The organism is Hymenobacter tibetensis, assembly GCF_022827545.1.
Classification (GTDB): domain Bacteria; phylum Bacteroidota; class Bacteroidia; order Cytophagales; family Hymenobacteraceae; genus Hymenobacter; species Hymenobacter tibetensis.
Genome location: NZ_CP094673.1, coordinates 62,501 through 85,602 on the forward strand (window position 1 = coordinate 62,501; position 23,102 = coordinate 85,602).

Sequence of the window (23,102 nt, forward strand, 5' to 3'; positions counted from 1 at the left end):
ATTCGTCAGTGCGCACGTTTAAATGCACGTAAAAAGCATGTTAAGTGACTTTTGTATCTTGATACCCTTCTCTTGTCTTTTATAAACAAGCATTAGGAGGTAACATATCATCAGCGAACAGACACACCAATGGCTTTTGTGGTATCAGTACAGGAACCGAGCTTGAAGTAAGCTCGCCCCTACGATGGTTGCTTTAGAGGCTAACGAAAAAACTGTTTTGCTATGCTTAGGCATACCTAGAGAATAAGTGCTTTACATGTTGTAGGGTTAGCTACACACTTGCTTTAGCTTCCTATTTTACTTTTCTCTTGTTGTGCCTGATGTTGCCACCCTGCCGTTGCCATACTTCACAACCTATTTTGCTGCTTATTTCATTTATAGTGAGGTCAGAAGCTGCATTATGTACGTCATCAAGCTTGCAGTGCGCTGCTGCGCATCAGTTAAAGCAACGTTCGCGAAAAGTGACCTATTCACTTGTTCGCCCTCATCCTGATGATATAGCCTATACAGCACGGTGCTAGGAGTTATGGGTGTTGGCTCGGCTACGAAACAAGGTGTAGTTGAACTTACACGCGTCTATCCAACTCGAACAATTGGTACGAGAAATACTGCGGGCGAACCAGCACCCCCTTCGTAACCTACCGCTGGGCAGATTTTGAGTAGAACAGTTGCTGATACCTAATGGTATAGCTACAGGAAAGTCTCTTGCTCCTTCGATACTTTACCTAGCTATTCTATTCTTGTATGAGAACTACGCTCCTTCTGTTTGTACTGCTGTTGCTGAAAATCAAGGTCACTGCTTGTACAATAGTCTCCGGCACGGACAGGAAGGGACAGACCTGGGCCCTGAACAATGAAGACTTTTTTCATACGTCTTCTAATTACGTCAATGTATATCCCAGGACAGGCAAGGGTACCCTGGGGTACATTACGCTGACTTATGGCTCACCTAATAGTGAAATACAAGGTGGAGTGAACGAAGCAGGTGTGTTTTTTGACATGAATGCGCTGCCTCCACAGAACTATAAATTGCGAGCAGGCAAAACGCCTTTTCCCCACGGCTCTATGCTGGTGTACTTGCTCGAACACTGCCGCACGGTGCCACAGTTTCTGGCTCTCTGGGACACTTATTATCTGCCTAATATGGGGGACGTGCAGATTCATTTGGCAGATAAGCACGGCAATCTGGCCGTTATCACTCCGGATACTATAGTAAAGGCAACAAAGCAACTTACCTCGACCAATTTTAACGTGTGCGAGTCGGGTCCTGGAAAGCAAAGTTGCTGGCGTTATCCTATTGCTCAAAAGATGCTTATCGAACAAGGTGTTAGCCAGGAAAGCCTCGTGAAGATTGCCGCTGCTACGTCGCAACGGGAGTTCACTACTACAGTGTATTCAAACATCCATAATCTTTCCACTGGAGATATGTGGTTCTATCTCGCTGAGGAATACCAAACGCCCTGGCGTACTACCCTATCTGCTTTGTTGAAACAAGGCCAACACAGTGTTTTGTTAGCTAATAAATTTCCTCGTAACGCTAGCGCACGCTTGGCAGCTTTGCTGGAAGACCAGGGTAACTCAGAAACGGTCAGGGGATTTCTGCAAGCCAAGCAATTCCGTGAAGACCATCAGGAGTCGCTGTTGCGAATGGCCTTTCTACACAATTTCTACATCGAGAAAGACTTCGCTAAAGCAAGTGTGCTGTTTCCACTCTGGGAGAAATATATGTACACCAACAAACGGCTTGACAGCACGGAGGTGCTATTCACAAAAGCAGAGCTTATGGCAGTGAATGGCAATTCCCAGGAAGCTATTCGAGTGCTACAGGCTGTGGAGCAGACCAGTTGGAAAACTGATGCCTTGTTGGCTAACCTGCTGGATAACGAAGATGCTAACGTAGTAATAGAGTTAACGGGGTATCCAGAGGTAAAGGCTGTGGTTGTGGAGTTTAAAGGTGACTATAACTTCTTCCACTTCATGCAAAAAACGCCCACCGGTTGGCGTCTACGGATGAGGTCTAGCCGTAAGGAATTGAAGTATTGCTTTTATGTAGAAGGAGAACGGGTAATTGATTTCTCTCAACCGATACTAGAAAAGCTGGAGACAGTGAAAGGTGATTTTGCTCCATTCAATACCTTAAAGCTGTAGGCTAATTCTTTCCTTCAATACTATCATTGCTTGAAAGGCTTATCTGATATTGTAAATAACTAAGGCATAAAACAGCTCTTATTCGCTTAGCACATAGGTTTTTCAACTAGGTGCCACTCCCCTACCGCGTGCTTCTTTGTTAGCTTTGTCCTATGAAGCCGCCCCTTTTTCATCCTGGCCAGGAGGTCGTCTGCACTAATGATGACTTTACGCTACTACTCGTGCAAAACCCTAACATCCAGACCCCCAAACGCGGGCCCATTTATACTGTCCGTGGAATTTATGATACCCACCGCGGGTACGGCCTTACACTTACGGAAATTAATAACGCAGATGTAGCACCTGGCTTTCCAGAAGCCAACTTTCACGAGTCTCGCTTTGCGCCAGTACCGCCTCTAGAGCAGATCGATATTGCCGAAGCAATTGAAGAAAGTGTTACAGCCAAGCACTCATTTATGTAGTACACTGAGTCGAACTAGGCTCCTTGCTTTTATTCTAGCTACAAACCTTACAGTGCATTCTGTTACCTCAGGCTGATAGTTGAATATACTAGCTATACGCACTCGTCAGCGGGGGCGGCAGCAAGGCTTCGCTCCTTTTCTGAGCTAACCTGTTCTCTAGCTAATGCATGCTAGCACTCAATATCTGCACGCCCTTTTTGTAGTTGAATTTGCTCACGAGCACAGAGCCAGCTACTTTTTTCTGTGTATCCACTCTACGTTGACTAACATATTCTCTGGGGTGAGAAGGCTACATGAATGGAAGTCATGCCACTAAAGTTTCATAAGCGTCACTACTAAGGCACTTAGTAGCTACCATGAATAAGGTTTGTTCGTCATGATTTTGCGACATTCATACGTATGATACATTGTATACGTATAGACAATATTAAGCACAGTAGCATACAGAATTATACAAGGATAAGTAGTTCATCCTACATATGGGATGCAGATTCAATACTTTACATACTATACGTATAAGACGTTTATAACGTTTTATACGTATAGTATGTAAAGTATTGAATAAAAGACCTTTATACTAGTAGTTGCCAACAAATTATAGAATGATACATACTGTACGTATAGAGCGTATCATATTATTTGTATGTAAAATACATACATTATGTTGAAATTTATTTATACTAGTGGCTCTACAACCTAGTACTTATGAAAACACTTTGCTTCGCTAACAACAAAGGTGGAGTAGGCAAGACTTCGTCTGCTTTGAATGTGGGATACGCCTTGGCGCATCGTGGTTACCGAGTGCTGTTTTGTGATTGTGACCCGCAACGCAACTTAAGTCAATCGTTCGGGCAGAATTTAGAAGGAACACATGTAGGCGATTTGCTTATGCTCAAGGGTGAGTTCACTCAGGGCGATGTGCGGGCTGCAATTCATCCCGTCACGGAGCGCATAGGCCTGCTGCCTTCGCATCCTAAACTGGCCGCGTACGAGCCACAGATCGGGCACATTGCCGAGGCTCGTGATTGGATCAAGGAAATACTAGATTTGGTAGCAGATGACTATGATTACTGCATCCTTGATACCCCGCCGAGCTTAGGCAACCTGGTTGTGTGGGCGCTTATCGCCAGCGACTTGTTGTTTATTCCTGTGCAACCCGAGTTATATGGTTACGAAGGCTTGTCCAACATTGCGCAAGCTGTAACGCGGATGCATGCCAAGCTGAACCCAGGGCTCCGGGTAGGGGGGATCTTTTTCACTAAGTATTCGCCGATCTACCGGCGCCGGTTGCACCACGATGTTGTCGAACTTATTAGTAGCCACTTCGGCGAGTTAGGCCCTGTGCTCGCTACTTCTATCCGAGAAAACGTTTCTATTGCCAACGCACAGATGGCTGGTGCCTCCTTGTTTGACTTTGCTCCTGAATCTAATGGAGCCCAAGACTACGCAGCTTTAACTGACGAAATATTATCTGAGCTCAATGTCGAAAAGTCCGCTTAACTCTAGCTTGGCTGCCGTTCGGCTGGCCGGCAAACCAACCATCAAAACTGGAACGCCTGCTTCTTCTCCAGCTACCCCCGTGAGTCCGACCGTAGCGGCGGCACTCGGGATGGAAGATGAACCAGCAGCAGCCAGTGTGCCTACAGTTGTCACAACGGATCCTGTAGGTGCTCGACTGCCCGGGAGGGGAGGGGAGGGGGCTGTATACACTGCGCAGCTGTTGTCGCAGTTGCCGGAAGAGGTGCCGTTCAATACTTTGCTTAAAACGGAGACCTATCTACGCCTGCGCCAGTACCTACACTGGGAGCCGGGCGCAAAGATCAAGAAAGCGACTGAGCAAGCCATTTGCAACTTTCTTGACCAGTTTGAAAGCTCACGTAAACCTTTACCCTCGGATATACTGGATGAGGTACTGAATCAGGGAAAGATCAAAGGCTACAAGAAGCGCGGGTAATACGCAATGTTCCTGTTCGGATCTAGACAGCTGCTCTTACAGTAGTAGTTGAAGAGAAGATTTACCCGTTTCTCTTCTTAAGAACCCGCCAAAAAGTCCCTCTAATGAGGGACTTTTTGGTGGGTTCTTGTTTCTGCTTGGGCAGCAGCGTGGTTTCTTTTAGTTGAGTTTTCGTTATCCAGAACCTTTTATCGGTTGCTAGAGCATCATGCTAAGCGTTTTACTTATAGAAGTAGGCGCATATTGGCATGCTGCTGTAAAGAACCACACACTAGTGGTGCCATTTTTCACGTAGATATTTCGGGCGGCGGCATTAAGCTGCCAATCTTGATTGCGGAGTGCCATTTTTCACGCAATTGCTCAGAAAGTTGTTCTTATATGGACGACAAAGTCCGTCGATCCTACTGTTGAGCCGAAAAAAGATTCTTGCCTCTCCCAAAAGCCGTTTTCTGAACGCTACAGCCATTTTTTCTATATACAGTCTTTTATCTTAATTTTTTCAAAAAAAAACTGAACCTCTTCTGTATTCTTAAGCTATTCTTTATTATATTCTATATTCAGAGGGGCTTAAACATCTGAATATCAACAGTTAACAGATAATATCTACGTGAAAAATGGCACTCTGCTGCGTGAAAAATGGCACCCATCTACGTGAAAAATGGCACCATCTACGTGAAAAATGGCACTCTGCTGCGTGAAAAATGGCACCACTACGTGAAAAATGGCACTCCACTGTGGAAAACTCAGGTATTGCGTGAAAAATGGCACTTTCTAATATAGAAGGAACTGCGTGAAAAATGGCACTCTGTTTTGCCTGCACTCTGTCACGACATCTGCGTGAAAAATGGCACTCTATTTTGTATTGCGTGAATGCAAATAGCTTTTCACGCTTATCCGATTATCTTCGTCTGTTTCCTATTTCCTCACCTTGCTATGGTGCCTAAAATCGTTCCCGTGCATTACCCACGAGCTTACCAAGCCAACGCTTTGGTACGCGCTCCTTTGAAATTGACGCACGTGGAAGCGCGCATCTTTGCATTGGCTTTAGGTTGCATTCATCAAGATCAAACCGAGTTGCCCGGAATCTCTATTCCTTTAAGCCGAGTGATAACCCAGAAGAAAGGGGGGAGCGTTTACGAAACTATCCGCGACGCGTGCCGAAGCCTGATGTCGAAAGTTGTTAGTATCGAGTCTCAGACTGGCAACAAAAAGCGTTTTACGGCTTACTCTATTATCAGCTACATCGATCTGAACGAGGGGACCGGTTACTTAACAGGAAATTTTGCCCCTGAAATCAAGCCTTTTTTACTGCAACTGGCCGAGCAGTACACCCACGTTGAAATTGAAACTCTGCTTACGCTCAAGTCTGCTCATGCTCACCGGCTGTATTGGCTGCTCAAGTCTTGGGATGACGTCGGTCTTTGGGAAGTGGAATTTGACGCGTTGCGCAAGCAGGTGCTTGGGGATGACAATGACGTTACGTACACGCTTTTCTACGACTTCAAGCGCTATGTACTTGAGCCGGCATTACGCGAGCTAGATTCACTGGGATGGGCTGTTACGTACGAGCCAGTCAAAGACGGGAAGAAGGTCAAGGGCGTCCGCTTTTCTATTCCTAAGCCGCTAAACCGGCTCAAATCGGAGGATAGTCCCGCGCCTGCTGCTCCTACCAAAACCACGGGTCGGTCCCGGCCAGCAGAAAAGCAGATGAGTCTATCGTTGCAAACTGAATTACCAACGCTGCAGCAACGCCTAACTACACGTCTACAGAAGCTAAAAATGACGGAAGCGCAAATCGAGCATGTGTTGAGCTTCATGGGAGACGATGAAGCTAAAATTGCTCGGTTAATGAAAGTGAGCCATCCGTTGCTACGAGACTTCGAAGCTGGCAACAAGGTGTTCGATAACCTAGGCGGAGTAACAACTAATTTGCTTAAGACCGAATTTCCAGGTTTGTACCCTACTCTCAAGTAAAAGGATGGATAGCAGGGCCAAATGGCCAACCTAGTAACTGATTTGAATTGACACGCAATAGTCTTATTTAAAGATGACGACGTGGGTGTAGCAATAACAAGCAAAGCATCTTCTACCCATGATAAAAGCACAAAACAGCAACGAAGGAATGCCCCTTAATAAAACGCAAGAGGCATAAAATGCAATAGGGGGTTTGTACTAGGGAACTTGAACTACCTCTCTCGAAAGGGTATATTTCAGCACAAAAGTGTAACTGGATCTTATGCTTAAATATACTTATTCTGTGGAGCTTTTTTGTGCCTTATACTCCTTGTAACCAATCTTCTATGACCTCATAGGGAAGGCAAGTGTACTGGTTTAGTATAAGGAAGTAGGTTTACATTATCTGTAAAGGGGCGTAGCAACCATAGTTCGGTCTGGGTTTGGCAAACCCACTCCTCACAGAAGAAACTACCTAAGTGGTAGAGGTGCACGTCGAAGCCGGCCGTAAGGCGCTGTGCTAGGTAAGTGCCGTGTGCTGTAAAGTAGACGGCTTGCTCGCCGTATGAGAGGTTACGAAATTGTGAGAGGCTCAAGTGCATAGCCTAACGAGATTTAAGCCCCGGTTGGTGAGACAACCGAGGCTTGGAAATAAGGCTAGTGTTGCATAGCCTTCTGCATGCTCGCGATACGTGTAACCCGAAGAAAAAACGGAATCAGCAGGCTAGAGGCACCTAGTGAATCTATCTCATTCGTACGTTTACTGGAAACTCTTTTTTAGCTCGGTTGCTGCCAGAGCCTGCGCTTCTTTAGCTTCGGGTACAACGGTAGCCATGCCGAAGAATTCGTGGGTTACACCTTCGTATACTTTTGTGGTCACTGATATACCCGCCGCTTTGAGTTTGGCGGCGTACTCCTGGCCTTCACTTTGCAGCGGATCGATTTCGGCGTTGATAACCGTAGTCGGGGGAAGCCCTTGCAGGTTAGAGGCATTTGTAAGCGAGATAAGCGGGCTGGCGCCTTCAGTCGGGGTGTTCAGATACTTATCAAAAAACCATTGCATCAGCGGCTTGCTCAGAGGTTTAGCGGCGGCGTACTGCGTATAGGAAGGCGTGTTCATGTCGTAGCGGGCAATGGGGTACACCAGCAACTGATGCACGGGTAGTGGCACGTTGGCCGTCTTGGCCATCATGCAAACACTGGCCGCTAGGTTGCCCCCAGCGCTTTCACCGGCCACAGCAATGCGCTGGACGTTTATTTTCAGCGTGGCTGCATTGTCGCGCACCCAACGGTAGGCGGCAAAAGCGTCGTTATGGGCGGTAGGATACTTGAACTCTGGCGCCTTGCGGTACTGCACAGAAACCACCACGGCCCCTGTCTGCTCTGCTAGAGCTCGGGCCGAGGGGTCATACGTATTGAGATTGGCAATCACCCAGCCGCCTCCTTGATAGTACACAATGCCGGGCATGGATGCAGTGGCATTTTTGGGTGTATAAATCCGCACCCGGATGGTGCCCCCCGCCACGGGAATGCGTTGGCCTGTTGTGTCCACTTGGGGTGTGGGTGCCGGAATCCGGAAGTTTTTCATGACGGCCATTGCGGCGTCCGTTGCCGAAGGCGCTAGGCGCGCTTGTTGGGGCGTAAGCGAAGTCAAGGAAACGCCTTTGCTGAGGCTATCGAGGGCCTCGATAACGGTTTGCATTTCCGGCTTGATAGTTGGGGCCCACTCAGGCTTAGGACCTTTCGGACGAATAGTAGTGGTGGGAGAGTTAGCGCTGTCGTCGTCGCAGGCCGTGAATGGTAGCACTAGCAGCAGGGCCAGGCAGCACAAAAGTTGCCGACCCGGCAAAGTATGCAGGGTAGGAAAAGAAATTTTCATAGCAGGTAGGTGAGAAATGAACGTTCGGAGTGAACTACCGGGGCATACGGTCAGTGCGCTTCCGGTTAGCGGCGGAAGGGACGAACCGGCTGATTTGAGGGATGGGTTGCCCTTATTGTCGGCTGGTCTTGCTGGCCGCTCAATTTCAAGTACTCTTACCTACCCAACGCTTACTGAGTGAAACGCTGAAGAAAGCGCTGTACGCTTTCGTTGTAGCTCCGGGACGAGGCTAGATGCGTGTCGTCGTGCAGCGTAACCAAGTACTCGCCATGAGCCCACGGACGCAGTTCTTTGATAAAAGCGCAATTCACAATCAGGGAGCGGTGAATGCGAATGAACTGGTTGGAATCTAGCTGGGTCGCAAGCTGAGTTAAGGTGGAGCGCAGCGAATGTTCCTGGCCCTGGGCATGTACGACCACATAGTTGCCCCGGGCTTCCAGATACCGTACATCGCCGGCATTGACGAAGAAGAGACGCCCGTTGTTCTTGATTAGAAATTGATTGGTTGGGGTAATGGGCAGCGTGGGTGGGGCAGGTGGTGTCATCTCGCGCAGCAACGCTTGTAGTTGCTGTTGAAGCGGTGGGGTGCGCTGCTGCATCAGGTGTTGCACATGCGTCAAAGAGCGGTGAAAGCGGTCCGGGTCGATGGGCTTGAGCAGGTAATCTATGGCGTGCGCTTCGAAGGCTTGCAGGGTGTAGCGCTCATAAGCTGTCACGAACACGACAAGGGGCAGCTGCTGCGCGGGTATTTGCTGGAGCACCTGTAGCCCGGTTAGATCAGGCATTTGCACGTCCAGAAACACCAAATCGACAGTTGGTACAGTGGAGCAGAGCTGCGCTACAGCTTCGGTACCGTTGCGGCATTCCCCAATGAGCTCGAATGCCGGAGCCTGCTTCAGTAGCTGCACAATGCGGCGACGAGCGAGGGGCTCGTCATCAACAATCAGGGTACGAATAGGCGCCACAGCGAGTCGTCGAAAACTTAAGATTGGGGAGTGAAGGGCAATTCAATCCGTATGGCAAACCCTTGCTGCGGAGCCGTATGGATAGCTAAGGCGTAATGAGAGCCATAGAGGGCCCGCAGCCGCTCTTCGCTATTGCGCAAGCCAATGCCGCGGGAGTTTGCCTGGTCGGCTCCCCGGCCGTTGTCGCGCACTTGCAGCACTAGCTGCCCATTCTGTCGATCGGCTTGGATATGGATGGCCCCGGCCCCGGAGTCAGCCGTCAGGCCGTGCTTGACGGCGTTTTCGATGAGTGGTTGCAGCAGCAGGTTGGGCACCAGCGCTGGCAGCGTATCGGGCGCGAGCTGGTAGGTGATAGAGAGGCGGTCGGAAAAGCGGATCTGCTCCATTTCCAGGTACAATTGCGCAAAGTGCAACTCCTGGGCTAGTGTCACTTGGTGTTCATCAGTGTTGTCGAGTACCAGGCGCAGAAACTCGCCTAGCTTGGCCGTCATGCGCTGCGCCATGCGAGGTTCGTCGTCGATGAGAGTGGCAATAGCATTGAGGGTGTTGAACAGGAAGTGGGGCTGTAGCTGCATTTTTAGGGCCTGCAGCTGTGCCTGCACTAGCTGCATTTCCAACTGCGCCGCATCCAGGGTGCGCCGATGATACCGCTCATAAAAATCGAGAGCGTAGGCCACGAAAAGCAGCATCCAGTAAGCCGGAATCCAGATATTGATGCTGGAAAGGATAGTGGCCCACGAGACAACCACGCCCGGAGCTCCCATCAAGAAAAGTAGCGTTACGTGCAGCGCCCGAAACAGCACTGTCAGAAGCATACTCGCTCCAGCGTGTACAAGCGCGGAAGAAACCCAACCGCGTCGGCCAGTCGTCAAATCAAAGCGGGCCGCCAGCCAAAACACCAGGGGCGTGAACAGCATCCAAATCAGGCCGTAAAGCAACGGGCCCAGCACCGCCGTGCGCCAAGACACAGGCCCCGCGCCAGAGAGGGCCTGCACGTACACCACCACAATCATAAAGACGGTGAACATCCCCCAGGCCAGGGCAATGCGCAACCAGTTGATTTTTTCGAGCTTCAGCATGCAGCATGGCCTTGGGTAGACCCCTCCAACGGAAACGCAGGCCGAGATGTTGGTGCAGCTTACACGGAGCGTCCGCTGAGTGGAGAGCCTGCGTACTTACAGCCTACAAAGTAGGCTACCCTTTACGGCCTGCGCTTGGGTTGCAAGCATACCCAAGCGCAGCCGCTACTATCCTGTGCCAACAGGAAAACTGGTGAAGCTAGGGTTTACTCTATCAGGTAGGGCTGTGCTCCTCATTCCTTGATAGGAAAGGGGCGCGCTTTCAGCATCAGTTCTATTTTCAGCAAGCCGGATGGCAATTCTTACGGCAGGCGGGCATTGCGGGGCCGGTTGGCATGTAGTACTTGTCTGATCTGTATAACACTATGTCAGATTTCTACTACCATCTCACTTGCCTTACTCGAACTGGATGCTTTTTTCTTTAGAGAGGACTGCCGAACCACCAAGTCGCCGGACACAACAACGGTGTAGGGTTCAAAGTCCTCTTCTTGATTGATCTGCTGAAGAAACAGTCGTGCTGCTTGCTGGCCGATACGGTAAGGGTGCAAGTTGACGGTAGTTAAGCCCGGCTCAATCATGGATGCCATAAACTCGTCGCCGAACCCTACCACTGCTATATCCTGGGGAACTCGCTGGCCGCGCGCTTTCAACGCAACCAAGAGGTCAAAGGCGTTGACGTAATTGATGGCGAAAATGGCATCCGGTGGAGTAGGCAGCGCCAGCCAAGCATCGAGGATGGCAACAACGGAATCAGACTGGAAATTGATGTGGGCCCGCAGTTCGTCGCAAACTGGCAGATTGTGCTTCTGCAAGGCACTGACGTAGCCTGCCAGCCGGTTGCGACTGATAAGCAATGATTCGGGTCCGGCTAGAATGGCGATGCGCCGGGCTCCTTGTGCAATCAAGTGTTCGGTGAGGGTGAAGGCGCCGTTCCAATCGTCGAGGATTACTTTGGCGCTTTCCACTTCATTGCACACACGGTCGAATTGTACGAGCGAAATGCCGCGGCATGCTTGCGGCTTTACGTGGTCGAAGTTCTCGGTTTCGCGCGAAAAGCAAATTAGCAACCCATCGACCCGGCTGGCAATCAACGCCTGCACGCTGCTTACCTCGGTTTCGTAGGACTCTTTGGACTGGCATATCATCACTCGGTAGCCAGCTTCGCCTACCACTTGTTGGATGCCGCTAACAGCGGTGGCAAAAAAGGGCCGCTCGATGTCAGGAATAACGACGCCAATGGTGTTGGTCTTGCTGCTTTTAAGGCTTTGCGCCAGCAGATTAGGATGATAATTGAGTTGTCGGGCTACCTCCAGAATGGACTGGCGGGTATTGACACTGATATCATGATGTCCGTTCAGTGCCCGCGAGACAGTGGAAGGCGTTATTCCTAACACCCTGGCCACGTCGCTGATAGTGGTGGCCTGGGGCCGTTTGCGTTGAGGGCTTGGCGTATCCTTCTCGTTGGTGAAATGGTACTTGCATGCTTTACACCGATAGCGCTGTTGCCCACGGACAAAGCCAGCCCGCATTACGCTATCAACCGAAAGGCATTTTGTGCATTTAACCATGTGATGAAATCTTCAATTCAGGTTTTAGATGAGTCGCCCTGTAGTTGCCCCACCTGGAAGGCAACCAGAGCTGTGCGCAGCCGCAAATTCTAAGCTTGGAGCTGGACCTTGATCGAGCCGTTCGTGCTAAGCGGCAAACGATTGCTTGGCAAGGAAGAAGTGGGATATTCATTCTTCTACCAAGCCTAAAAGTAGGGCTGGCCTAACGCAGATTCTCACAAATTCCTACAACAGGCGTGCAAAGGAGCCCGCTTACCCCAAACCACAAACCCAGCTGTACGAGCTAGGCAGGGCCTTTCCTAGCTCGTACAGCTGGTGGCGCTGCCTTGTAGCGCGGCAGCGGAGTTAGTCTTTCAGCTCCTGCTTCTTGCTTTTTCTGTAGTCGGAAGGCAGGATGCTGAACTTGGTTTTAAACGACTTGGTGAAGTAATGCGGAGTCGCAAAACCGGCGCGGTACGCAACTTCGGAAATGGTAAGGTCGCTTTCCTGCAACAACACAGCGGCCCGGTCCAATTTAAGTGACCGAATAAACTCGACGGGTGGCATGCCAGTCAGTTCCAAGATCTTGTTGTACATCGAGCCCCTGCTCATGCCGAAATGGTCACTCAGATCTTCCACCGAGAAGTTGACGTTTTTGAGATTCTTCTCGATGTAGAGAACCACGTTGTTGAGAAACTTCTCGCTGCTCGACTCTATTTCCACCGGACTCGGCACAACCTGCAACTGCTTGGTATAGGTGGTTTTCAACGCCCGATTCAGCTCCAGCAAATTCTTGATTCTAGCATGCAGAATCTCGAAGTTGAATGGCTTGGTTAGATAGTCGTTGGCTCCGGATTCAAGCCCCCGCAACTGCTCCTCTTCCTGCGTCAATCCCGTGAGCAGGATAATGGGAATATGATTGGTCCGTTTGTCTGACTTCAGCTTGCGGCTTAGCGCTACCCCATCCATGTAGGGCATGGTAATATCACTGACGATCAAGTCCGGATGGCACGAAAGGGCTTTGTACCAGCCATCTTTTCCATTCAGTACGTCCGTGATTCTGTAGTTGTCTTTCAGGTTGTCTTTCAGGTAGTATCGGAAATCATCGTCATCTTCCACCAGCAGCAAATGCGGTAGCTCCCCTGCCTTAAGCTTTTTGGTGGGCCGGCTAGGCTTTTTGTTTTCTTCCACCATCTCCGGCACTTCGGCAGGCAGGGTGCTTTCACGCTCGGCCACCGGCGTGAAGGCTGCGAGCGGCAACTCAACGGTGAATGTTGTGCCGTGGCCTAACTCGCTTACTACGCCAATTGTGCCGCCGTGCAGCTCGGCAAACTCCTTGGTGATGGAAAGGCCAATACCGCTGCTTTGATGCAACACTGAACCGAGTTCGTGCCCTTGGAAGAAGCGCTCGAAGATGAGACCCTGTTCGCTGGGAGAAATCCCGATACCAGTGTCGACCACTTGGATACGAATCGTCTTTTCCGGCGTTTCCGGCGGCGCTGGTAAGGTGGAGAGTTCCACGCTCACGGTGCCCCCCTCGGGGGTGAACTTGAATGCGTTGGACAGCAGATTAACCAGAATCCGCTCCACCTTGTCGTAATCAAACAATACAAACAGCTGCTCGGTGGGCAAGCCCAGCGACAACTTGATTTTCTTGATTTCAGCTAGATCCTGAAACGAGTTAGTTATCTCTCGAACGAAAGACGAGATTTCACCCTGAGACAAGTTCAGTTGAAGCTCGTGTTCTTCCAGCTTACGAAAATCCAGCAACTGATTCACCAAGTGCAAAAGCCGCCGCGCGTTACGCTGAATTACCTGCAGTTGGCCGGCACTCTGCGGGTCTTTTTGCTGAGCAAGCAGCTTGTTGGTTGGCGCCAAGATCAACGAAATCGGCGTACGAAACTCGTGACTTAGGTTGGTTAAAAACTTGATTTTCAACAAATCAAGTTCCCGAACCCGCTCGGCTTGCTTGCGCTCTTGCTGCTGTTCGAATTCCTTTTTCAACTGCTTGATGCCCCGGTAGCGACTATAAAGCAGCGTGCACCCAATCAGAGCGAGGTACAATCCGTAGGCATAAATGGTTTTCCAGAAGGGGGGATGAATTATAATCTTGATGGAAGTGCCGGCCTGGTTCCAGATTCCGTCGTTGTTACTGGCTTTCACTTGAAACTCATACTCCCCCGGATCCAGGTTGGTATAATAAGCCGTCGTAGTAGGGCCTACGTAGTTCCACGCTTGGTCGAAGCCCTTCAGCTTGTAGGCGTACTGGTTTTGCTGAGGCAGCGTGTAATCCAGGGCCGTGTAGTTGATTGAGAAATTCTGCTTGTAATCTAAATCGATTTCCTTGGCAATAGCAATGGACTGCCGGAGCGGAGAATGGTCGCCCGCAACCACGGACTTGTTGTCAACTTTTAAATCAGTTAGGATGACTCGCGGAACATTACGGTTGACTTTTATGAGGCTCGGGTTTAAGTAATTAAACCCAGCAATTCCGCCAAAAAAGAGTGAACCATTCGACGACCTAAACCCGGAATTATTGAGAAAGGCTTTGCCTTGCAACCCATTATCCGAGGAGTAGTGCGTGAACTTGTTTTGCTTGGTATCGAGCCTACTGATGCCTTGGTTGGTGCTGATCCAAAGGTTGCCCTCCCCGTCTTCCACTATCTTATGAACGAACCCGTCCGGTAGCCCCTTCTGCTTGGGAAACGCAGTCAGCTTGCTGGAGCGCGTATCGAATTGAAATAAACCGTCGCCAGTGGTTCCAATCCACATAACGCCGTGGTGGTCGCGCCCAAAAGTATTGACTCGGTCCAAAGCCAAGCCAGTTCGCGCCGCATTGTAAATCGTGAATTGTTCGTCGACGGGGTGATATACCGCAATGCCACTGCCCGCCGAGCCAATCCAGATGTTGCCATTCGAGTCCTCCTCGATAGCTCGGATATAATTGTTGACGGGCAGGAGCTTGTCCTCGGCAGTCTTGGGCCGGGCAGTGAATTTGGTAATCCTCTTCGTGTTAGGATCATACACGTTCACCCCGCCCCCGTTGGTACCGATCCATATTGTGCCATTGTGGTCTTCTTCAAGGCAAAATATATCGTTGCTGTTTAGCTGCGAAGAACCCGGTTTAGCAAGCAGTTGCTCGTAGCCACCGGTCCGAGTATTGTAGATAAACAAGCCGTGCCCAAAGGTTCCAATCCAGAGTTGATCGTGCCGATCCAGCAGCATGGTCAGAATGGGGAGTCCAGCTAGGTTGATTCGCTCGCGGCTCTTCATCTCGATGTGGCGGAACAAGCGTGTTTTCAGGTTGTACACGTTCAGGCCACCCCCATCGGTGCCCACAAAAATGTCGCCGTTGCGGTTTTCGGCAAAAGCTGTTACGGCAGGAGCATTGAGGCCAAACGGATCCAGTTCGCTGCTGCGTTCGACGTTGAACAGGGTAAGATTCTGGTCGTATTTGCTGAGTCCCCCCTGGTACGTTCCAATCCAATGAATACCCTGCCGATCAATAAACAGGCTACGAACGGACTTGCTGTTCAAGCTGTAAGGGTCCCGGCTGTTGTGCACGTGGCGCGTAACCATTCCCGACTTCACATCCAGAATGTCGAGGCCCCCCTCGGTACCGAGCCAGATGGTACCGTCCCGGTCGGCCGCAATGGTGTAGATGTAGTTGCTGCCAATAGTGCGCTGGTTGGCGTAGTTGAACCTGAAGTTGTTGAAGTTCACTTCGTCGGCCGTTAGCTGGCTAAGGCCATTGTTGGTGCCAATCCAGAGCTGGCCGTACTGGTCTTCTACTATGGCGTTGACGGTATCGCCCACCAGACTGCGCGCGTTGGCGGGGTTGCGTTTGAAAGACTGGATAGCCTTCGAAACAGGATTGTAGCAAAACAAGCCACTTTCAGTACCCATCCACACACGATGTTTCCGGTCCGCATACACGCAAATAGGGTTCAGCGTTTTTGATTGGGTAGGGGGGGCCAACGCAAGCCGGGTTGTTTTGGCTGTTTGCGGATTCAGAATTTCCACACCGGTCATGGTTGCTACCCACACATTACCGGATGCGTCGCTGCACAAGGACTTAACATAGTTGTTGTTAAGCGGGGTGGCTTGGTTGCTTGCCAGGTAAGGCGTGAAGGCATCCTGGGCCCGGTTGTATGTGAAGAGCGCGCCACCCATGGTGCCAACCCATAACCGGCCTGCGTGGTCTTCGTGCAGGGCAGAGATGTCGTTGGCTTGGAAACCAGCCATTCCAGAAGATTTCAACTGATACGTTGTAAAGCCCTGGCCATCGTATTTCTTCAGTCCCCCGTCGGTGGCAAGCCAGAGCAAACCGTACCGGTCTTTCAGAATGGCATTAACGGTATTGGATGCTAACCCATCCTTGGTGGTTAAGGCCGTGACCTTGATGTCATGCGTTTGGGCGGAAGCAGAGTTTCCCAACAACATCCAAACTAACAGCAGTGGGAAAGCCCAAACCGGAACTGGGTAGCAGAAACAATGGAATGTACTTCTCATGTTGGGGGCGGGATTAGTGCATGGCTTTCTGCCTGGCTGCTAGGTGGGAATTTAGCCTGAGCGGGAAAGCCATGGTAGTATGCTTGGTTGCATGAAGCAGCCGAGCGTAGGGTGATGCCTTATCAGAAGCACATAGCAACTAGCAACGGCTCGAAACCAGACAAATCACCTGTCAAGGGTAAACAAAGATAAAATTTGCTGGCTAGCAATGCAGGAATAGGACAGCTACGCTAGCAAGACTTCAAGCTCATGGGCTGCCCTTCTTACCGGTTAACTTCTATAGCCCACAGGAGAGCCTAATCGTGTTGACCTAACAGCACTAAAATGGTAGCCACGTGGGCTCGCACTAGACATGAAAAATTACGCGGGAGCCAGCAGCCCCGCTAGCTCCCGCATAAGCTGTCAAGAACGATTTTTCCACCTGCTAACAGCAGACAAAGAGAAGACAAGGCTAGCCTTCCAAGACTTAAGATGCTCCACCCTCTTGCTTACCTTTTTGGACCTATTGCCTCGTAGTCGTCGATACATAATCCGATACGAGCTAGCAAGCAATCTAAACCGTGCAGGATAGGCAACCTTCTACTGTGGTGGCTTAGGTTCCCTCTATTGGTATGGCAGCGGTATGCCACCTACTCTTTGGTTGCCGCAACGCGCACGAGTTCCCAGCTAGAACGCTATAGTGTAGAATCCTTCCTGCTACCTAGACAAACCTACAGTGCTACGACCCTAATTAGGTAGCCAACAAATGTGCAGCAAACTAAAACACACGTGCACACAAAAGCCCCTACACCCACAACAGAGCCTGTTTTACAGGTTGCAGCTCCGTGAAATATTTCGACATCTGTTGTAAGAATATAAGAATGCTTGCGCTTTAGCAAGGAATACCTTTGACTCCACCCCACCAAGGGTTTAGCACTTAATCTTTTTTGTTTTTCACTACGCTAACTCTTAGGAAGTAGCCTTCTGTTATCCGAGTCAGCAGGGTAGAGGAATTCTTCACCTGCCTTCGTGCAGTAGTGGAACAGACTCAAGGTCATTACCAGGCTGCTGTAAAAGCATCCGCCTGTAGATCATATTTATCTGGCTTTGGCTAATAGCCGAAGCAAATGCTTGCCTTCGCAAACAAGCGCCAATGCAGTCCACCACCTGCTAGGATGCTACACTTCACCTGTGGTCTGATACTAGTTCTGCTTTCTCAAGGTTTCGACTACTCAAAACGTCTGTTGCTATGGCGTTTGCACAATCGATTGTCATAAGCGAAATCATCCTTCGCAATCGATCCACCTGTGCTCGATTACTAGACGTGCTTTCTCAAGCCTTTAAGAGTTCACAACGATCTATAACCCCACCATTCCAACCATGAAGAAACTTCTATTCGCAACCACGATGCGCACCACCCCGCTTCTCGCTCAACGAGTGGCGGCATCGCTGCTCGTAGGCCTAGCCACCACCTCCGCCGTGGCCCAAACCGCCCAACCGGTGTCGGGCCGAGTGACTGCTGACAAGGGCGAAGGCCTGCCTGGTGTCACAGTTCTGCAAAAAGGCACCACCAATGGGGTTTCAACCAATGGGGAAGGCGGATTTACGCTGTCGGCCCCTGCTGGGAGCACGCTGGTGTTTAGTGCCATTGGCTTTATCAGCCAGGAGGTAGTAGTTTCTGGAAGCACAGTGAACGTCACGCTGGCTACCAACACCAAGGCCCTGGACGAAGTGGTGGTGGTAGGTTATGGCGTGCAGCGCGCCGAAGCGGTAACGGGTTCGGTAGCTTCTATCAGTGGCGAGTCCTTGCGCGAAGTACCAACGGCTAACATCTCGCAGGCCCTGCAAGGCCGGTTGCCAGGAGTACAAATTGCCCAAACCTCCTCCCAGCCGGGTGCCACCACCCAAATCCGGATACGCGGAACTCGCTCCCTTACGGCCACCAACGACCCCCTGATCGTACTGGACGGGATTCCTTTCCCGGGATCCATCGGCGACATCAACCCCAACGATATCCAGAGCGTCGACATTCTGAAAGATGCCTCGGCCACGGCTATCTACGGGTCGCGGGGAGCCAATGGTGTGGTGCTGGTAACGACTAAAGGCGGTAAGAAAGGGCAAAAGGCCCAGATAACATACGATGGATTTGTGGGTGCGAAAACCCTTTTCGCTCCATTTCCCATGATGAACGGGCCAGAGTTTGCGGCGCTTCGCAAAGCAACGGCCTTGTACAATCCTAGTGGGCAGCCCTTGTACACGAACACCCTAGACGAATCCGATGACGTCGATACCGATTGGCAGAAGCTGTTGTACCGAACCGGCATTCAATCCAACCATAACGTAGGGGTCACCGGTGGTACGGAGAATGGGCGGTACAATTTCAACGCGGGTTATTATCAAGAAGAAGGCGTAATTCCTACCCAGCAGTATACGCGCTATTCTGTCCGTGGCTCGCTTGACCAAGGCGTTGGTAAATATGTCCGCTTGGGCTTCACTACCAACAACACCTATAGCTTAACGGAAGGCTCCAACATAGGGGTGTATGGTGCCTTGACTTCATCACCAATCGCCAGTCCGTACAATGCGGATGGGACGCTGAGAAGAACCATCAGAATGCCCTTGGATGAGCAGTGGGTAGCTACCAAGGATGTGGTAGAAGATAATAAAGATAGATGGCTGAGTCAATCGAGAAACTTTGCCAGCTACAACTCTCTCTTCGGTGAATTCAGTATGCCAGGAGTCGATGGGTTGAAATACCGACTCAACCTGGGTGTAAACTATCGGCAAGGCCAGGGTGGTGGTTATACAGGACAGGGCATCAACGCAGCTCTCGCTACTAATCCTTCTTCGGCATCCACCAGCAACTCGCTTACCACGGACTACACCGTTGAAAACATCTTGTCCTACGACCGCACCTTAGGCGGGAAGCATAATATCAATGTGTTAGCCTTGTATTCTGCCTCCAGCAATACGTTCAATCGGTCGCAGATTAATGCCCGGGATATTCCTGGCGACGCCTTCCAGTTCTATAACCTAGGCCTAGCGGCCGGCGAAATCATCGTAAACCCCAATGACCAGCAGTATGTAAAATCCGGGCTATTGTCTTACATGGGACGGGTGATGTACTCCTACGATGACCGGTACCTGCTATCCGCTACGGTCCGTTCGGATGGATCCTCCCGGCTGGCCCCCGGCTATCAATGGAATACCTACCCGGCCGTTTCGGTCGGCTGGAACATCGCCAAAGAATCGTTCATGCAGAGTGTTTCGGCCGTGAACATGTTGAAGCTGCGTGTTGGGTATGGTGTAACATCAAACCAGTCCCTTCCTGCCTACTCTACCCTGGGCCGCCTGGCCACCCGGCCCTACAATTTTGGACTTAGCCCTACCGGCTACCAGACGGGGCTGTTTGTGAGTGAGGTGCCCAACCCTGAACTAGGATGGGAATTCTCTAAAACCTGGAACTACGCGTTGGATTTCGCACTCCTGAAAAACCGTCTTTCGGGTACCGTGGAGTACTACGTCACCAACACTGAAGACCTGCTGCTGGGGTTGCCCTTGCCCCCCACCTCCGGTGTGAGTAGCTACACGGCTAATATTGGCTCCACTCAAAACAAAGGCATAGAGCTTTCTTTGAACGGGTTGATTTTGGATAATCTCAACGGCTGGACGTGGGAAGCAGGCTTCAACGTGTATGCCAACCGCAACAAGATTACGTCGCTGGCAGGGGCGCAAGACCGAGACGAAGGAAACTGGTGGTTTGTAGGCAAACCGATCAACGTAGTCTTTGATTACGAAAAAATAGGGCTGTGGCAAGAAGACGACCCGTACAGAGCCATTCTTGAACCATCTGCCGCCGCCCCTAATGCCACAATTGGTATGATCAAGGTGAAATATACCGGCGATTATAACTCGGATGGTACCCCCACCCGCCCCATTGGCACCGCGGACCGTCAGATTCTGGATGTAAACCCCAACTTTCAGGGAGGTTTGAACACCCGGGTGGCGTACAAAGGCTTTGACCTGTCTGTCGTAGGGGCCTTCCAAGAAGGCGGCCTGCTCAACAGTACGATTTACGGTTCGGGGGGCTACCTCAACCTGCTGAATGGTCGTCGCGGGAACGTAAAAGTGGATTACTGGACACCAGAAAACACGGATGCCAAATATCCCCGTCCAGGTGCCCTCGCGAGCGGCGATAACCCCAAGTACGGCTCTACGCTTGGCTACTTCGATGCCTCCTACCTGAAGGTTCGCTCCATCTCGCTCGGTTATAATTTCAACAATATGGCGTGGTTGAAGAATGCTGGCGTTAATCGGCTGCGGCTGTACGCAACGGCACAAAACCCCTTCGTGCTGTTCTCGCCCTACCACAAAGAATCAGGCATGGACCCCGAGACTAACTCGCTTGGCGACCAAAACGCGGCTGTACCCCTGTCCGGTAACCTTAGTCGCATCCTGACGCTGGGCACCAACGCCCCAGCCACCCGCGCCTTCATCGCTGGGCTCAACCTTACCTTTTAAGAAAAGATCAACATGAAAACCTTCACCATAAAATTCTTTATTGGAGCGGCCGTCATCTCTATGTCTGCCACTGGGTGTACAGATCTTTTGGAGGAAGAACCCCGAGCCATTTACACGCCCGGCTACTTTCAAACAGAAAGAGGTGTTGCTGGTGGGTTAACCTCTATGTACGCTCACTTGCGTTACATCTACGGAAACGCGTACTACTATAATGCTACGCTGACCGGAACCGATGAGGTAACCTACGGCCGGGATGCCGATGAGAACTTTCTGGCCATGGACCTGTCCGGCAGAGCGGCGCTCAACGCCAATAACAGCCGGGCCGATGCGTTATGGGGAGCTGCTTTTCCTAATATCAACACTGCCAGTGGTATTATTAAGAATGCCAGCGCCTCCAGCACCATTTCTCCGGCGTTGATTGCCGAGGCCAGATTCTTCCGCGCCTTCGATTACTTCATGCTGGTCCAAACGTTTGGCGGAGTGCCCCTAGATTTGGGCTCGGGAGAGTTGGAGTTCAACACCAATGCTATCAGAACCTCGGTTCGCAATACGGTGCCTGAGGTCTATACCAGAGCCGTTTTTCCTGATTTGCTGCAAGCCGTTACGGATTTGCCGGCGAATCCACGAGTTGTAGGAGGCGCAACCAAAACGCTTGCCCGCTTGTATCTGGCCAAAGCCTACCTGACCTATGCGTGGTGGCTGGAAAACCCGAACAACATTCCCACTTATCCGGCGGCTCCAAGAACCGATCCGGACGGCCATGACGCACGGTATTATTATCAGCAGGCGTACGATGTCGCTACGGCTGGTATTGACAACCCGGGGCCGTTCCGCCTGCAGCCAACATACTACGATGTACACGTGGGAACGAATGACCGCAATTCGGAAATGCTGATGTTTGCAGACCACACCGAATCCAGCGAGTTATACAATGGCGGCAGCATCAGCTTTGGTAGTGGTGGTGCCCCTGACAACTTTGCCGGCTGGATGATGACGTGGAACTATACCAACATCCGTAGCTACACCAATGCCGATGGCACCGGGGGCGTAAATTCGGTGCAGCGGGAAGCCGCTCAGGCGTTGGGCCGTCCTTGGAACCGGATGGCTCCAACCATTGGGGCCGTCGAGAACACCTTTGCCGACAAGACCAATGATTCTCGCTACGATGGCACCTTTACCACTACGTACCGTGGAAACTGGCCCAAGGCAGGAGTCACGAACGCCACCCTGTACAACGCCAATAACCTGCCGGTTAGGCCAGGCGAGGCCATCCTGACTTTCCTGAATACAGAACCTGCTACTGCTATTACGTACCCCACCGGCACTGGCGCGAGCAATGTAGGAGCCGGCACACTACCCAACAGAGCAGACTATGTGATTTCGCCGCGCGGGATAAGCCGGATTGTTTATCCCGGTCTCTGGAAGCTCGGCCCCTACCGTACCGACAACGGTACGGGCTTAGGACAGCCGAATGCCGGCAGTACCCGGCCGTTCAACGTTGCTAAGTTCTCGGAACTATACTTCGTAGCGGCCGAAGCCGCCGTAAAAGGAGCCACTACCAAATCGGGTCAGAGCGCCCGAGAATTGATTAATGTCATTCGGGCCCGGGCTGGTAAGTGGCGTTTCGACAACAACGGGAACGTGGCCAAGGTGCAGGATAACAGCGCTGCGATGGTTGCGGCCACTCCGACCACGATCGACATCAACTACATCCTGGCCGAACGGTCGCGCGAATACTATGCGGAAGGGTACCGTTGGTTTGACTTGGTGCGCACGCAAAAATGGAATGAGTTAGCTTCTACCTACCGTATTGGGGGCACTAACTACGGAGACCATACCCCTCAAACCGTTACGCGCACCATCGAACCGTATCACTATCTGCGCCCTATACCGCAGTTCCAGATGGAGCGTTTGGACGTATCACCAGAGGTAAAAGCTACTTATCAAAACCCACAATATCAATAGGCTAATGCAACAGAATGGAGAGAAGGGCTACTCGTATGAAGCAGCCATTCTCTCTACTCCTTTCTCCTGTCTCTGTAAACAATGCACAGAACAGACAGTCAACCCTAGCTACTAATGAGCTAGTGAGTAAGCGCTAACC

At 51.0% G+C, this 23,102-nt stretch carries 13 protein-coding genes; 8 read left to right on the plus strand and 5 right to left on the minus strand.

Annotated features, from left to right (window positions below):
* Nucleotides 1-744 precede the first annotated feature (744 nt).
* The 6 genes from MTX78_RS24700 to MTX78_RS24725 all read left to right on the plus strand — a co-directional run bounded on the left by MTX78_RS24700 (nucleotide 745) and on the right by MTX78_RS24725 (nucleotide 6,537).
* Nucleotides 745-2,148 (plus strand): carcinine hydrolase/isopenicillin-N N-acyltransferase family protein, encoded by a 1,404-nt coding sequence (locus tag MTX78_RS24700; protein ID WP_243803410.1) that lies wholly within the window; start codon nucleotides 745-747, stop codon nucleotides 2,146-2,148.
* Nucleotides 2,149-2,300: 152 nt separating this feature from the next.
* On the plus strand, nucleotides 2,301-2,609 hold the full coding sequence (locus tag MTX78_RS24705) for a hypothetical protein (RefSeq protein ID WP_243803411.1): 309 nt from the start codon (nucleotides 2,301-2,303) through the stop codon (nucleotides 2,607-2,609).
* A gap of 705 nt (nucleotides 2,610-3,314) precedes the next feature.
* Nucleotides 3,315-4,109 carry a ParA family protein gene (locus MTX78_RS24710; protein WP_243803412.1) on the plus strand — a complete coding sequence of 265 codons (795 nt, stop codon included), beginning with the start codon at nucleotides 3,315-3,317 and terminating at the stop codon, nucleotides 4,107-4,109.
* A gap of 7 nt (nucleotides 4,110-4,116) precedes the next feature.
* Complete coding sequence (locus MTX78_RS24715) at nucleotides 4,117-4,563, plus strand: hypothetical protein (RefSeq protein ID WP_243803413.1); 447 nt, start codon at nucleotides 4,117-4,119, stop codon at nucleotides 4,561-4,563.
* A 636-nt stretch (nucleotides 4,564-5,199) separates the two neighbouring features.
* Complete coding sequence (locus tag MTX78_RS24720) at nucleotides 5,200-5,343, plus strand: hypothetical protein (RefSeq protein WP_243803414.1); 144 nt, start codon at nucleotides 5,200-5,202, stop codon at nucleotides 5,341-5,343.
* Between the two features lie 153 nt (nucleotides 5,344-5,496).
* On the plus strand, nucleotides 5,497-6,537 hold the full coding sequence (locus MTX78_RS24725) for a replication initiation protein (protein ID WP_243803415.1): 1,041 nt from the start codon (nucleotides 5,497-5,499) through the stop codon (nucleotides 6,535-6,537).
* 739 nt (nucleotides 6,538-7,276) lie between these two features.
* On the opposite strand, the gene MTX78_RS24730 is transcribed toward MTX78_RS24725, so the two are convergent.
* The 5 genes from MTX78_RS24730 to MTX78_RS24750 all read right to left on the minus strand — a co-directional run bounded on the left by MTX78_RS24730 (nucleotide 7,277) and on the right by MTX78_RS24750 (nucleotide 16,423).
* On the minus strand, nucleotides 7,277-8,395 hold the full coding sequence (locus tag MTX78_RS24730; RefSeq protein ID WP_243803416.1) for an alpha/beta hydrolase: 1,119 nt from the start codon (nucleotides 8,393-8,395) through the stop codon (nucleotides 7,277-7,279).
* Between the two features lie 170 nt (nucleotides 8,396-8,565).
* The gene (locus tag MTX78_RS24735; RefSeq protein ID WP_243803417.1) at nucleotides 8,566-9,360 is read right to left on the minus strand and encodes a LytR/AlgR family response regulator transcription factor; all 795 of its coding nucleotides are present in this window, start codon (nucleotides 9,358-9,360) and stop codon (nucleotides 8,566-8,568) included.
* Between the two features lie 17 nt (nucleotides 9,361-9,377).
* Entirely contained in the window at nucleotides 9,378-10,439 is a 1,062-nt protein-coding gene (locus MTX78_RS24740) for a sensor histidine kinase (protein ID WP_243803418.1), read from the minus strand.
* A gap of 368 nt (nucleotides 10,440-10,807) precedes the next feature.
* Nucleotides 10,808-12,007, minus strand: coding sequence for a LacI family DNA-binding transcriptional regulator (locus MTX78_RS24745; RefSeq protein ID WP_243803419.1), 1,200 nt, complete (start codon nucleotides 12,005-12,007; stop codon nucleotides 10,808-10,810).
* A 345-nt stretch (nucleotides 12,008-12,352) separates the two neighbouring features.
* Nucleotides 12,353-16,423, minus strand: coding sequence for a hybrid sensor histidine kinase/response regulator transcription factor (locus MTX78_RS24750; protein WP_243803420.1), 4,071 nt, complete (start codon nucleotides 16,421-16,423; stop codon nucleotides 12,353-12,355).
* 1,434 nt (nucleotides 16,424-17,857) lie between these two features.
* Here MTX78_RS24750 and MTX78_RS24755 point away from each other — a divergent pair.
* Both MTX78_RS24755 and MTX78_RS24760 read left to right on the plus strand, forming a co-directional pair.
* Complete coding sequence (locus MTX78_RS24755) at nucleotides 17,858-20,998, plus strand: SusC/RagA family TonB-linked outer membrane protein (RefSeq protein WP_243803421.1); 3,141 nt, start codon at nucleotides 17,858-17,860, stop codon at nucleotides 20,996-20,998.
* A gap of 12 nt (nucleotides 20,999-21,010) precedes the next feature.
* A complete protein-coding gene (locus tag MTX78_RS24760; protein ID WP_243803422.1) occupies nucleotides 21,011-22,963 on the plus strand; it encodes a RagB/SusD family nutrient uptake outer membrane protein in 1,953 nt (650 codons plus the stop codon).
* The last annotated feature ends 139 nt before the right edge of the window (nucleotides 22,964-23,102 follow it).

What these genes read in the sequence shown, in the direction of transcription:
- MTX78_RS24730 (WP_243803416.1), bottom strand. Translation starts at nt 8,395, where the DNA reads ATGAAAATTTCTTTTCCTACCCTGCATACTTTGCCGGGTCGGCAACTT.
- MTX78_RS24745 (WP_243803419.1), bottom strand. Translation starts at nt 12,007, where the DNA reads ATGGTTAAATGCACAAAATGCCTTTCGGTTGATAGCGTAATGCGGGCT.
- MTX78_RS24720 (WP_243803414.1), top strand. Translation starts at nt 5,200, where the DNA reads ATGGCACCCATCTACGTGAAAAATGGCACCATCTACGTGAAAAATGGC.
- MTX78_RS24700 (WP_243803410.1), top strand. Translation starts at nt 745, where the DNA reads ATGAGAACTACGCTCCTTCTGTTTGTACTGCTGTTGCTGAAAATCAAG.
- MTX78_RS24740 (WP_243803418.1), bottom strand. Translation starts at nt 10,439, where the DNA reads ATGCTGAAGCTCGAAAAAATCAACTGGTTGCGCATTGCCCTGGCCTGG.
- MTX78_RS24760 (WP_243803422.1), top strand. Translation starts at nt 21,011, where the DNA reads ATGAAAACCTTCACCATAAAATTCTTTATTGGAGCGGCCGTCATCTCT.
- MTX78_RS24710 (WP_243803412.1), top strand. Translation starts at nt 3,315, where the DNA reads ATGAAAACACTTTGCTTCGCTAACAACAAAGGTGGAGTAGGCAAGACT.
- MTX78_RS24725 (WP_243803415.1), top strand. Translation starts at nt 5,497, where the DNA reads ATGGTGCCTAAAATCGTTCCCGTGCATTACCCACGAGCTTACCAAGCC.
- MTX78_RS24705 (WP_243803411.1), top strand. Translation starts at nt 2,301, where the DNA reads ATGAAGCCGCCCCTTTTTCATCCTGGCCAGGAGGTCGTCTGCACTAAT.
- MTX78_RS24755 (WP_243803421.1), top strand. Translation starts at nt 17,858, where the DNA reads ATGAAGAAACTTCTATTCGCAACCACGATGCGCACCACCCCGCTTCTC.